Source organism: Chitinophaga sp., assembly GCF_035538455.1.
Lineage (GTDB): Bacteria > Bacteroidota > Bacteroidia > Chitinophagales > Chitinophagaceae > Chitinophaga.
Genome location: NZ_DATLKJ010000075.1, coordinates 34079 through 46933 on the forward strand (window position 1 = coordinate 34079; position 12855 = coordinate 46933).

A 12855-nucleotide genomic window follows, 5' to 3' on the forward strand; every position below is an offset into this window, starting at 1 on the left:
TTCTAAATGATTAAGCATGATATACCAACAATCCATCCATGGGCGTGCGCAGGATCTTGCCCATAGGCAACTCATACAGTTCACACAACTCTTTAAGGATGTCCTGGAAATGCCAGGCGATGCCTCCGGTGAAGTGCAGCTCCGTTGTCCAGCTCTCGCGGTATTTATAAATATGATTAAAGAAGAAGTCATTCAATCCATCTTCCAGAATATTCTCGATCATAAAATGCTGCCTGTTGTCTGACAGAAACTCTGCGTAATTCGCCAGGTAACGGTTTGCCAGCGGTTTACGATATACGCTCTCCAGGATCTCATCCTTGGTAGTCTTATATTTCAGATCGAAACGTGCTCTCAGCTCTTCATCAAAAGTATTGTAGAGGTAATACTGTAATACTTTCCTGCCAAGATAAGCACCGCTGCCTTCATCTCCCAGCACATATCCCAGCCCGGGGTTATTTTTCACAATAGTGTTACCATCATAATAACAGGAGTTGGAGCCGGTACCCAGAATGCTGGCAATACCTTCACCGCGGCCGCAAAGCGCGCGGGCGGCTCCCATCAGATCGTGCTGTACTTCTATGTGCGCAACCGGCCATACGGACTTCAACCCCGCTGCCACCAGCTCAATATTCTTCTGTTGGGAAAGCCCCGTACCATAAAAATATATTTCATCCACCACCGTGCCTTCAGGCAACTGCTTACTTAATTCAACACCAAATATATCCCGGATCTGCTCTGCAGACTGGAAATATGGGCTTACACCCTGTGTTTTTAAGATAACAGGTTTGCCGGCTCCCAGCAAGCCCCATTCCGTCTTGGTAGATCCACTGTCTGCTATCAGCTTTATTTTTGCGGCCATGACCTGTAATTTATGAAATTAAAGAATCGTAAAAGTTTGCCCCCGATTTATGCTATTTTTGTCACAATTTAAATAAAAGGGTTTCATATAAACAAATGGAGTCCTACAAGATTAAGCTATGAGGATGGACGCACCTGGCAGATTTATTCCGCCGGCAGCTTATATTTCATGGTTAGGATTGGTCATAAATTAGCGGGATAATAATCAAATTATGTCTAACAGGAAGCTGAATGTTTTTTTACCATTACTTTTCGCAGTTGTCTTAGCCTTGGGAATGTTCCTCGGGCATAAAATGCCGGGATCGAATACAGGTGGCGCCACCGTATTCTTTACAAAGCCGGCCAGAGGCCCGTTACAGGAAGTAATGGACCTGGTAAAAGCAAAATATGTAGACTCACTCAATACAGAAGAATTACAACAGGAGGCCATAGAAGGTCTACTCACACATCTTGATCCCCATTCTGTTTATATACCACCTTCCCAGTTGCAGCAGGTCAACGAAGACTTGGAAGGCAACTTTGAAGGTATCGGCGTGGAGTTCAATATTACTGCAGATACGGTGAATGTTATATCTGTTCTGAGCGGCGGCCCTTCTGAAAGTGCTGGCGTGCAAACCGGCGACAAAATCCTTAAAGTGAACGATAGCGCTGTTGCAGGCACCAACATCACAGCCGAAAAGATCCGTAAGCTGTTGAGAGGCCCTGCCGGCTCTATAGTGAACACCACCATACTCCGTCAGCAGGAAAAAATAAATATCCCCATCAAGAGAGGCGTTATTCCTTTATACAGCATAGATGCCAGCTACATGGCTGCACCGGATGTAGGCTATATCAAAATCAGCAAGTTTTCTGCCACCACATATGATGAATTCCTCGCTGCCATGCGCAAGCTGGAAAAACAGGGAATGAAAAAACTGATTATCGACGTGCGTCAGAACCCTGGCGGATTCCTGGATGCAGCCACCCGTATTGCAGACGAATTACTCGAAGATCAGCGGCTGATCCTCTACACCAAAGGCAAAGCCTATCCCCGCGCAGATTATAAAACCAAACGCCCCGGTATGTTCGAGAGAGGCCCGCTGGCTATCCTCACCGATGAAGGCTCCGCATCCGCCAGCGAGATACTGGCCGGCGCCATACAGGACTGGGATCGTGGCGTGGTCATAGGCCGTCGCACCTTTGGTAAAGGCCTTGTACAGGAGCAATATGACCTCGACAACGGAGGCGCGCTGCGCCTGACAGTAGCCCGCTATTATATCCCTTCCGGCCGAAGCATCCAGAAGCCCTACGGTAAAGGACACGAAGCCTATGATGAAGATATTGCTGAAAGGTTCAATCACGGTGAATTCGTGAACAAAGACAGTATCAAAATCACGGATACTGTACCTTATAAAACCCATGCAGGACGCCGCGTGTACGGCGGCGGCGGTATTACGCCGGATATCTTCATCCCATTTGATACGTCCCGCTTCTCCCCTGCGCTAACGGCCATCTATACACGCGGATTATTCAGCAACTACGCTTACACCTATTATACAGGCCACCGCGACGAATTCAAGCAGTACAAAGATGCTGAAGACTTCACCAAAAACTTTCAGACCAGCGCCGCTATGCTGAACGACTTCAAAGCTTTCGCCAAAGCCAAAAACTCTCCCGGTATCGACAAGCTCACCGCCCACGATGAAACCGAGATCAGAACAAGACTGAAAGCTATGCTGGCACGCCAGCTTTACCGCACGGAAGGTTTCTATGAAACAATAAATACAACTGATCCAGTGGTAAAGAAAGCCCTGGAAGAATTGAACCATTGATGCTGGTGATCGTGTTTGATTTCCCTAATTGGAGGAGATTAGATTAGTCGCGGAATTATGATGGAACAAACAGATTAATCTTATTTATCTAAATAAAAAAAGACCGGCCCCGGCAGTTATTCTGCCGGGGCCGGTCTTTTATATGATATCCATATCATTCAATCTCCATCAATCGAACATCAAACAAACATCCTTCAGGAGAATCACAATAATCATCATTAATCACAGTCTATCTGTGTTCGTCTGCCTTACGTTGCATCTTGGGCAGCGATTGTACAATCAGATCATCCATTACGTTCACTGCTTCATCGAGATAAATATCTTTTGTTCTGATCCTGATCCAGTCCTTATTACGTGCAAGTTTGGAGGAATCGCTTCCCAGTCTTTCCAGGTCGGCTTTCATGTTTACGATGTTCAGCTCTTTCACTTTATCATTTACAGCATCGTATTTTTTCAGCGCTGCGGTGTTGGATTTCTGCTCTGCTTTATAAGTCTGGAGATTCAGTGAATAAGTTTCCTGTTTTTCCAGTCTTTTCAGTGTAGCGAGATTTTCGTTCAGCAGCTTGAATGCAGGGCTAACGGCCATTCTCTTCTCACTGTTCTTGCGGAGTGATTCGGCATTTACCGGATTGATCCAGGGGGTGAAGCTTGCGCGGGGAATTTCGTCCCAGGCGAGTGCATCGCTGTCTTTACGCTCTGCCACTTCATAATATGGATCTGGTAATATTACATCTGAGGATACACCTTTCAGCTGAGTGGAACCGCCGTTGGCACGATAGAACTTCTGCTGGGTGAGCTTGAGTGCTCCGAGGCTACCGCCATCCTTTACAGGATAGAAATCGTCCAGGTTGAAGAGGCGTTGTACAGTACCTTTACCGAAGGTCTGAGAGCTGCCGATGATCACAGCACGCTTGTAGTCCTGCATTGCTGCAGCCATGATCTCTGACGCAGAAGCACTGTATTCATTCACCATGATAGCCAGCGGGCCATCATATTGTACGTTCCTGTCGCGGTCACGCAATACTACAGCATCCCCACCTCGTGACCTTACCTGTACCACAGGGCCTTCAGGAATAAAAAGTCCTGCCATCTGCACCACATCCTGTAAGGAACCACCGCCATTGAAGCGCAGATCGAGGATGATGCCTTCCACTTTTTCAGCCTTCAGCTTAGCTACTTCCTTAGCCACATCGTCGGCACTACGGGCGCCGTTGCGGTCATTGAAATCGTTGTAGAACTCAGGCAGATAGATGTATCCGATCTTGTGCTGACCATTAATAATGGCAGATTTCGCAAAAGTTTCGTCCAACACTATTTCATCACGCACGATGGTAATGTCTTTTACGGTACCATCTACGCTTTTCACCGTCAGTTTCACCGGTGAGCCCTTCTTACCACGGATCAGTTTCACGGCATCTTCTACAGCATAACCGGTAATATCCACAGGTTCAGCATTGCCTTGCGATACTTTCTGGATTACGTCGTTTACTTTGAGCAGTCCCTGTTTCCAACTGGGGCTACCTGTTACGATACTTACCACTTTGATTTTGTCGCCTTCTTCTTTAAGCTGGGCGCCAATTCCAAAGAACTTACCGGCCATCTGCTCTTCAAACGCGCGTTTTTCATCCGGCGGGAAGTAATCTGTATGGGGATCCATTGTAGTAGTAATGGCATTTACATACATGTTGAAGCGGTCATTATCATTCTGCCTGTTTTTCAGACGTTCGAAGTAGCGGTCATACAGCTGCTTCACCTTTGTACGGGCTTCAACTTCCAGTTCAGCGTCAGTCTTCACTTTCGCACCGGCGCTGTCCTTTTTATCTTTATCGCGGATCTCCTGGAGATCTGTTAATTTCTCCAGCGTACGGTATTTCAGCACTTTGCGCCATGCTTCCTTACGTGCAGTTTCGTCAGCCGGCCAGTCCACTTTTTCCGGATCCAGCACCACTTTCTCTTCAGCGGTAAAATCAAACGGCTTGGAAAGAATCTCAGGGTAAATGCTGGCGGCTTCAGTCACCCGCTGTTTAATCAGGGCGTTGATGCTACGGAAGCAATCAAGAGGTGCACCTTTCAGCTCATCATCAATATGTGTGGAGAGCGGCGTCAGTTTGTTAATGTCGGTTCTCAGGAAAAATTTCTTCTCTGCATCCAGGCTGCGCACATATTTATCAAAAACTTCTTTGGAGAATGCGTCATCAATTTGTTTGGGTTGGTAATGCCCTTCCTTCAGCATTTGCCCTACCAGGTTCATGATCACTTCATAACGACCAGGAGGATCGTCGTTATGCCCCAATTTATTATTGTTAAAGGCCAACACGCCGGCAGAGACGCTAAGAAGCACAACCGGTATAATCACTTTCAGTCTCATATGTCTTAATTGAACGTAAACGTTATCTAATCAAATATAAATTAAAATCACCCGTCGATTGGGTAAATTAACCCCTTTTAACAAAAAATTGGGCCAAACGGTGAATATAGCCTTTAGTTGTCATTTTTTGGCCGTCAGCCGGAGCTAAAAAATGACAGCCAAAGGCCGCCGCAACTGAATTTATTTCACTAGTTTATAAACAGCTCCTTTAAAGCCATCTTTGGTGGATGAACTGGTAAGCACATACAATTCTCCCTGCTCATCTTCGCCCCAGCTCAGTATCTGCAAAGCATCCGCAGGGCGGCCGGAAAGTTCCAGGTCTGCGCGTGACCACTTATTACCTCCTTCCGGTACCAGCACAAATGCTTTACCGTTATAATCCCCGAAAACATATAGCCCTTTCAGTGAAGGAACATCTTTTCCGCGATAAACATAACCACCGGTAATACTGATGCCTATGTCGTGGTTATATTCATGAATAGGCGCTATCAGTTTACTTTTGTCAGCAACCGGGGGCACGTTGAAATCATGGTATCCTTCCAGGACGCGCCAGCCATAGTTACCGCCCTTGGTGATGATATCCACCTCTTCATATTTGTCCTGGCCCACATCACCGGCAAACAGCCTGCGGGTACCGCGGTCAAATGAAAAACGCCAGGGGTTACGCAGGCCGTAAGCCCAGATCTCAGGTCTCGCTCCTTCCTTCTTTACAAACGGATTGTCAGCAGGCACTTTATACGGAGTACCGTTAACGTCTATACGCAAAATCTTTCCAAGCAATGTATTCAGGTCCTGACCATTTCCGATAGTACCGTGCTTATCGCCGCCGCCGCCGCCATCGCCCAGCCCCACGTATAGATAGCCATCAGGACCGAAAACCAGCTGACCACCATTGTGATTAGACTCAGGTTCGTTGATCTCCATCAATATTCTTTTGGACGCAGGGTCTGCAACATTCGGATTGGAAGCGGACACAGTAAACTCTACCAACCTGCTTTTGTGGTCCAGTACTTTTTTCACAGGGTTATCCACCGGTGAACTGTAATACACATAGAATTTATGGTTCTTCTTAAAATCAGGATGGAATGCCATCCCCAACAATCCGCGCTCGTCATATGCAGGGTTTACCTTTATCATATCACTGCTTACATCCAGAAATGGCTGAGATAATTGTTTCCCATTCTGTACAATCCATACCTTTCCTTCTTTTTGACAAAAAAATAATCTTCCGCTGCCGTCAAACGGAACCGCCATATTCACCGGAGAAATAAATTTATCTGTGACCAGCTCCAGTCTTGCTTTCCGTACAGGAGGCCCCTTGGTTTCGCGGCCTGGGCTTGCACACTGCGCCATATTTGCAAATACAAGAGGCAGCAGTGCCCCATACAATAGATTACGTATTTTCATAGTAAGCGGAATTTGCCTGTTAAAATATATTTTAAAATGCAAAGCTGGTAGTACCAAGCTAATGACTTTTTGCTTTTTTATGTGCATCTTTTTACCTTCATGAAATAATAAACACTTTAGGTTTTGGACACACCAGCATCAACAAAGAACGATCCATATGCGTCGTTACGCTTCACAGAATTCAACTACTTTCTCATAATCCGCTTTGCACTTGTGTTTGCGCTTGCCATGCAGTTCGCTATCATCGAATGGAAAGTGTATGCGTTATCGAAAGACCCATTCTCGCTCGGCCTCATCGGCCTTTCAGAAGTAATCCCCGCGGTATTGCTGGCCCCCTTCGCCGGACATCTCGTAGATAAACTGGAAAAACGTGCCGTATTACTCAAATGTATAATCGCTTACCTCTTTATCAGCACCGGGCTATTCCTGCTTACCTGGGATCAGGCCGTGGCCGGTATTCCTACACGCTGGGTGCTGTTCATGATCTATACACTGGTTTTCCTGGGCGGTATTGTAAGAGCTTTTACCAGTCCGTCTACTTTCACCTTGTTGTCGCTGCTGGTACCACGCCCACTTTATGCCAACGCTTCCACCTGGAGCACCTCTGCATGGCAGATAGGCGGTGTACTGGGCCCTGCACTGGGCGGACTTTGCATCTACTGGTTCGGTGTACACTGGTCAATGCTGCTGGTGGTAGCAATATTCCTGGCGCCCCTATTCAGCCTGATACAGATAAAACCCAAACCCATCTATTATAAACCACAGGGCGAAAGTTTCTTTGACGGCCTTACGCAGGGAATGCGCTTTGTATGGAATACGAAGGTTGTTCTCGGCGCAATGGCGCTTGATATGTTTGCGGTATTGTTTGGCGGTGCTGTAGCCATGCTGCCGGCCTTTGCCACAGACATACTGCATGTAGGCTCGCTGGGATATGGCGTGCTGCGCTCTGCTCCTGCGGTAGGCGCGCTGATCACCATGTTCATCCTGGCACACAGGCCGTTGTCTCACAAACCCGGAATCAAGTTACTGGCGGCCGTTTTCGGTTTCGGACTTACCATTATTTTCTTCGGCTTGTCCAACAACTTCTATCTCTCCCTCTTGTTATTGCTGCTCAGTGGCACACTGGATGGAGTCAGCGTTATTATACGGCAAACCATCCTCCAGCTGAAAACACCTGATGAAATGCGTGGGCGCGTTGCTTCCGTCAGCTCCATGTTCGTTGGTTCCTCCAATGAACTGGGCGCTTTTGAAAGCGGCTTTGCTGCGCGTGTAATGGGACTAATACCCTCAGTGGTTTTCGGCGGATGCGTTACACTTGGTGTAGTGATCACTACCTATATCATATCACCAGCCATGCGTAAGCTCGACCTGAAGCCATAGCTTATATTCCCATCGTCTCTTTCAGTCTTTCCAGCACATAATAAACAGCAGGACAGACAGTACTGTTCAAATAAGTGATATTGGGGCGTTTGAAGAAATCATAACTATCTGTATAAGGATAATTTTCGCAGTCGCCCGGACGTACGTCATAGATGCCGCAGGCATTGTCCTCCCCGAGAAAAGGACAGGGAGATGATTTTACTACATAGTCTTCGTCTTTATCGATGCGCAGGTAGGTATCAATAAATGCACCTTCCTTCATGCCGAGATACTTGGAAATGCGTTTTATATCAGGAGCTTTAAATCTGGGAGAAATACTTTTGCAGCAACCCGCACACTGCATGCAGTCGATCTTGCTGAAAGCCTCTTCATGCAGGTCCGGCAGGAGCTTTTCCACACCTTTGCCCCTGCGTGTCTGCAGTTTCTGAAGAAACTGTTTATTGGCCTTTTGTTTGTCTTTGGCCTTCTGCTGCCAATCTTCTAATATTTTGCTCATTACTGCAAAGATAAATAAAACCAGGAGTTAGCTGACAGCCGATAGTCCGACAAATCCATGACAGTATTCATGCCGATGGATACGTTATTTATCACTGTTTTCCCTCTCCCATACCCACTGTTTGGCGATTGCTTAAAAACTGCATAGCTTTGCGCTTTCTATTTCTAATACCTGCTTACATCATGAATCTTTTTGATATTCAACAGATTGAGTTCGTGCACCGGCACATCGGGCCGAATGAAAATGAGACCAACCAGATGCTGGAAACCGTCGGAGTAGCTAACCTGGATGAACTGATTAGCAAAACAGTACCTGGCGCGATCCGCATGCAACAGCCACTGGCCATTCCCGCGGGCATCAGCGAAAATGACTACCTGCGTCAACTGAAGGAGACTTCCCTGAAGAACAAAGTATTCCGCAATTACATCGGGCAGGGTTATTTCGACACTATCACTCCCAGTGTTATTCTGCGTAACGTATTTGAGAATCCGGGATGGTATACACAGTATACGCCTTACCAGGCTGAGATCTCACAAGGTCGCCTGGAAAGCCTGCTGAACTACCAGACTATGGTAAGCGATCTTACCGGACTGCCTATTGCCAACGCATCCCTGCTGGATGAAGCCACGGCGGCAGCAGAAGCCATGACCATGTTCTTCAATGCATTGAATAAAGATCATGATCACGTAACCAGACCTAAGTTTTTTGTTGACGCTAACGTATATCCACAGACGTTAGACGTGCTTTATACCCGCGCTACGCCACTGCATATTGAAATAGTAGTAGGCGATTATAAAACTGCCGAACTGAATACAGACTATTTCGGTGCTATACTGCAATATCCCAACAATGTGGGTGCTGTAGAAGACTACCAGGCGTTTATTGAAAAAGTACATGCAATAGACGCTTTTGCTGGCATTGCTACAGATCTGCTGGCGCTCGCACTGCTCACCTCTCCCGGAGAACTGGGCGCTGACGCGGCATTTGGCTCTGCACAGCGTTTCGGTGTACCATTAGGTTTCGGTGGCCCGCACGCCGCGTTCTTCGCCGTGAAAGATGATTTCAAACGCTCTATTCCCGGCCGTATCATCGGTGTGAGCATCGATGCGCAGGGTCAGCGCGCACTGCGTATGGCGCTCCAGACACGCGAACAGCACATCAAACGTGAAAAAGCCACTTCCAATATCTGTACAGCACAGGCACTGCTCGCCAATATGGCCGCTATGTATGCTGTGTTCCACGGCCCTAAAGGACTTAAAGACATCGCTACACGCGCTGCCCTGCTGACACAGACACTGGCAGAAAAACTCCAGGCTAAAGGACTGAAGCTCGCTGCACAGCACTTCTTCGATACCATCGTTGTGGAAAATGCAGGTGATATCAAAACCACCGCTGAAGCAGCAGGTATCAACTTCCGTTATTTCGCCAATGGCCATGTTGGTATTTCTGTTGATGAAACCACTACCATTGCTGACATCAACGATATTCTCCAGATCTTTGGCGCTGGTAAAACAGATGCTGCCACTATCAGCAAAGGCGCTGCCGCTATCCCAGCTGCACTGCAACGTACATCCGCTTACCTGCAGCATCCGGTGTTCAACAGCCACCACAGCGAGTCTCAGATGATGCGTTACCTGAAATCACTCGAAAACAAAGATCTTTCTCTCAATACTTCCATGATCTCCCTCGGTTCCTGCACCATGAAACTGAATGCAGCTACTGAAATGATTCCGTTGAGCTGGGCACACTGGAGCAAAATGCACCCATTCGCTCCGAAAGAACAGACCGGTGGCTATCAGCAGATCGCAGAAGAACTGGGCGAATACCTTAGCAAAATCACTGGCTTCGATGCCTGCAGCCTGCAGCCTAACAGCGGCGCTCAGGGCGAATATGCCGGCCTGCTGACCATCCGCGCTTATCACGAAAGCAGAGGCGAAGGACACCGCAACATTATGCTCATCCCAATCAGTGCACACGGTACAAACCCCGCATCAGCCGTTATGGCCGGTTTCAAGGTAGTAGTGGTGAAAGCACTGGAAAATGGCTACATCGATGTTACTGACCTGAAAGCCAAAGCTGAACAATATTCTAAAGACCTCGCCGGTATCATGATCACATATCCTTCCACCTATGGTGTATATGAAGAAAGTGTGAAAGAAATCTGCGAAATTATCCACCAGCATGGCGGACAGGTTTACATGGACGGCGCCAACATGAACGCTCAGGTAGGACTGACTGCTCCGGGCCTGATCGGCGCTGACGTATGCCACCTGAACCTACATAAGACCTTCGCTATTCCTCACGGTGGCGGTGGTCCCGGCATGGGCCCCATCTGCGTGGCAAAACACCTGGCTCCATTCCTGCCTGGCCATGTGGAACTAAACGGCGGTAAAGCAGCAAACGCAGTATCCGCAGCTCCATACGGCTCTGCAAGCATTCTGCTGATTTCATACGCCTATATCCGTATGCTCGGTTCCAATGGCGTAAAACAAGCTTCACAGTTTGCTATCCTGAATGCCAACTACATGAAGGCGAGACTGGAAAAAGCATACGAAATACTGTACACTGGCGTAAGCGGTACCTGTGCACACGAGTTCATCGTAGACCTCCGTCCGTTTAAAGCTACTGCCGGTATTGAAGCCGAAGATGTGGCCAAACGCCTGATGGACTATGGCTTCCACGCTCCTACCCTGAGCTTCCCTGTACCAGGCACCATCATGATTGAGCCTACAGAAAGTGAAGATAAAGCTGAGCTGGACCGCTTCTGCGATGCCATGCTGTCTATCCGTGAAGAGATCCGCACTGTTGAAGAAGGCCGCGCCGACAAGCAGAACAACGTACTGAAACATGCACCACATACACAGTTCGTTATCACAGCCGACGAGTGGACCCGTCCTTACAGCCGCCAGCAGGCTGCTTATCCGCTCGAATATGTGAAAGACAACAAATTCTGGCCTTCTGTAAGCCGCGTGAATAATACGCACGGCGACAGAAACCTGATCTGTACCTGCGAACCAGTTAGCGCATATGAAGAAGTGAATGCATAGCATTTAACTCATCTATAAAATAAAAAACGGCTCTCATTGTGAATGAGAGCCGTTTTTATTTTATCAGGAATGTTTATTTCAGTATTCCTTCCAGTACCTCCAGTTTTCCGTCAATAGGCTGTGTAATATCCAAACCAAGGATTCTGGCTACTAACGGATACACATGTATGTTCTCGAAGGTACCAATCCGCGTATTGCTTTTGAAAGCCGGTCCCCAGGCCATGAATATAGCATGCATATTGGCCAGGTTGTTGTCGAAACCGTGGTGGCCGGGAGGAATGCTTTTACCAGACATACCAAAAGCATAATCAGGTTCTGCCAGCAGTATGATGTCACCAATACGGTCGTATACATCTTCCTGCCCATAATGCCACCTTTCAGGCGCTTCCTTCTTCAGGTAAGCCGTGTAATGATCTTCATGTTGCTTCAGAAAATCATAGGCCGCTTTGATCTCTGCTTCATTATTTCCGTAGAGCAATACTTTCTCATGGCCAAAGGCTACTTTCAGTGGCTTCAGTACAGGCGTGTCTGGCAAGGTAATGATATTACTTGTGCTCACCTGCTGCATACCATGATCTGAAACAACGATAAAATTGACCGGAAGATTCAGTTTGCTCACAGCTTCAGTCATCTTGCCGATAGCAGCATCCACAAACTGAACGGCTTTACGCACACTGTCCGTTTCGGGACCATAGCGATGCCCCATATGATCCACTTCCGGAAAATAGAAGGTAATAAGGTGTGGGCGTTGCTCTTCCGGCATGCTGAGCCAGTTCACCACCTGTTGTATACGTTGATCGATACCAGTTTTCTCCTGGTAGCGGAAATAATAGGTAGGACGTATGTTCTGTATAGCGCTCTCTGAGCCTACCCAGAAGTAACTGGCGCTGATCATTTTTTGTTTTTCCGCCAGTACCCACAGTGGTACACCACCATACCATGTACCATCTTCAACAGCCTCGCGGTTACCAACCTTGTATACCGCGTCACGTTTGCGGTCATAGAAATGGTTATCAACCAACCCGTGATGGGATGGATACATACCTGTAGCCAGTGTGTAGTGATTGGGGAAAGTCAGGGTGGGAAATGACGGTTGCATGGCTGTGGCACGTACCCCTGCACCGGAGAGGCGAAGCAGGTGCTGTGCATGGTATTTGTCCGCATAGTCATAACGGAATCCATCTATGGATATGAGTATCACATAAGGTCTTGACTGTTGCGTAGCGCTGTTCCTCCGCCCTTCTGTAACCTGTTGTGTTGTGTCCTGTGCATAACTGCCTGTATGAATAACCAGCAGTACTACGGCCATTAAAATAATCCTTTTCACGCTCGATGTTTTAATATTTTAATAAGTTTTTGGGAGAAGAATAACAGCAGGATGGGTCTTAACGGGTTGCAAATTAGGTGAATTTCTATTATAATCGTTTGATAATATTTTATCATATTTCTCGTTCCCCAGCTCTCAAAATGGCAAAATAACAATCAACT

At 47.4% G+C, this 12855-nt stretch carries 8 protein-coding genes; 3 read left to right on the forward strand and 5 right to left on the reverse strand.

The annotated features are described in order from the left end of the window. Window positions 1–10: 10 nt before the first annotated feature. Window positions 11–859, reverse strand: a complete 849-nt coding sequence (locus VM802_RS08590; protein WP_325529421.1) for a BadF/BadG/BcrA/BcrD ATPase family protein — start codon at window positions 857–859, stop codon at window positions 11–13. A 211-nt stretch (window positions 860–1070) separates the two neighbouring features. Between VM802_RS08590 and VM802_RS08595 the strand changes: the two genes are divergently transcribed. Continuing rightward, window positions 1071–2669, forward strand: a complete 1599-nt coding sequence (locus tag VM802_RS08595; protein WP_325529422.1) for a S41 family peptidase — start codon at window positions 1071–1073, stop codon at window positions 2667–2669. Between the two features lie 229 nt (window positions 2670–2898). Here VM802_RS08595 and VM802_RS08600 read toward each other — a convergent pair whose 3' ends face one another. Both VM802_RS08600 and VM802_RS08605 read right to left on the reverse strand, forming a co-directional pair. Then, window positions 2899–5037 (reverse strand): carboxy terminal-processing peptidase, encoded by a 2139-nt coding sequence (locus VM802_RS08600; protein ID WP_325529423.1) that lies wholly within the window; start codon window positions 5035–5037, stop codon window positions 2899–2901. 180 nt (window positions 5038–5217) lie between these two features. Beyond that, on the reverse strand, window positions 5218–6444 hold the full coding sequence (locus tag VM802_RS08605) for a PQQ-dependent sugar dehydrogenase (RefSeq protein ID WP_325529424.1): 1227 nt from the start codon (window positions 6442–6444) through the stop codon (window positions 5218–5220). 123 nt (window positions 6445–6567) lie between these two features. Between VM802_RS08605 and VM802_RS08610 the strand changes: the two genes are divergently transcribed. Further along, window positions 6568–7824 (forward strand): MFS transporter, encoded by a 1257-nt coding sequence (locus VM802_RS08610; RefSeq protein ID WP_325529425.1) that lies wholly within the window; start codon window positions 6568–6570, stop codon window positions 7822–7824. A gap of 1 nt (window position 7825) precedes the next feature. Here VM802_RS08610 and VM802_RS08615 read toward each other — a convergent pair whose 3' ends face one another. After that, window positions 7826–8320, reverse strand: coding sequence for a YkgJ family cysteine cluster protein (locus VM802_RS08615; protein ID WP_325529426.1), 495 nt, complete (start codon window positions 8318–8320; stop codon window positions 7826–7828). Window positions 8321–8502: 182 nt separating this feature from the next. Between VM802_RS08615 and gcvP the strand changes: the two genes are divergently transcribed. After that, a complete protein-coding gene (gene gcvP / locus VM802_RS08620) occupies window positions 8503–11367 on the forward strand; it encodes an aminomethyl-transferring glycine dehydrogenase (protein WP_325529427.1) in 2865 nt (954 codons plus the stop codon). A 73-nt stretch (window positions 11368–11440) separates the two neighbouring features. On the opposite strand, the gene VM802_RS08625 is transcribed toward gcvP, so the two are convergent. Beyond that, the gene (locus tag VM802_RS08625; RefSeq protein ID WP_325529428.1) at window positions 11441–12694 is read right to left on the reverse strand and encodes an alkaline phosphatase family protein; all 1254 of its coding nucleotides are present in this window, start codon (window positions 12692–12694) and stop codon (window positions 11441–11443) included. Window positions 12695–12855 lie beyond the last annotated feature (161 nt).

Coding starts and splice junctions, on each gene's coding strand:
- gcvP (WP_325529427.1), top strand. CDS start 8,503: ATGAATCTTTTTGATATTCAACAGATTGAGTTCGTGCACCGGCACATC.
- VM802_RS08605 (WP_325529424.1), bottom strand. CDS start 6,444: ATGAAAATACGTAATCTATTGTATGGGGCACTGCTGCCTCTTGTATTT.
- VM802_RS08600 (WP_325529423.1), bottom strand. CDS start 5,037: ATGAGACTGAAAGTGATTATACCGGTTGTGCTTCTTAGCGTCTCTGCC.
- VM802_RS08595 (WP_325529422.1), top strand. CDS start 1,071: ATGTCTAACAGGAAGCTGAATGTTTTTTTACCATTACTTTTCGCAGTT.
- VM802_RS08615 (WP_325529426.1), bottom strand. CDS start 8,320: ATGAGCAAAATATTAGAAGATTGGCAGCAGAAGGCCAAAGACAAACAA.
- VM802_RS08590 (WP_325529421.1), bottom strand. CDS start 859: ATGGCCGCAAAAATAAAGCTGATAGCAGACAGTGGATCTACCAAGACG.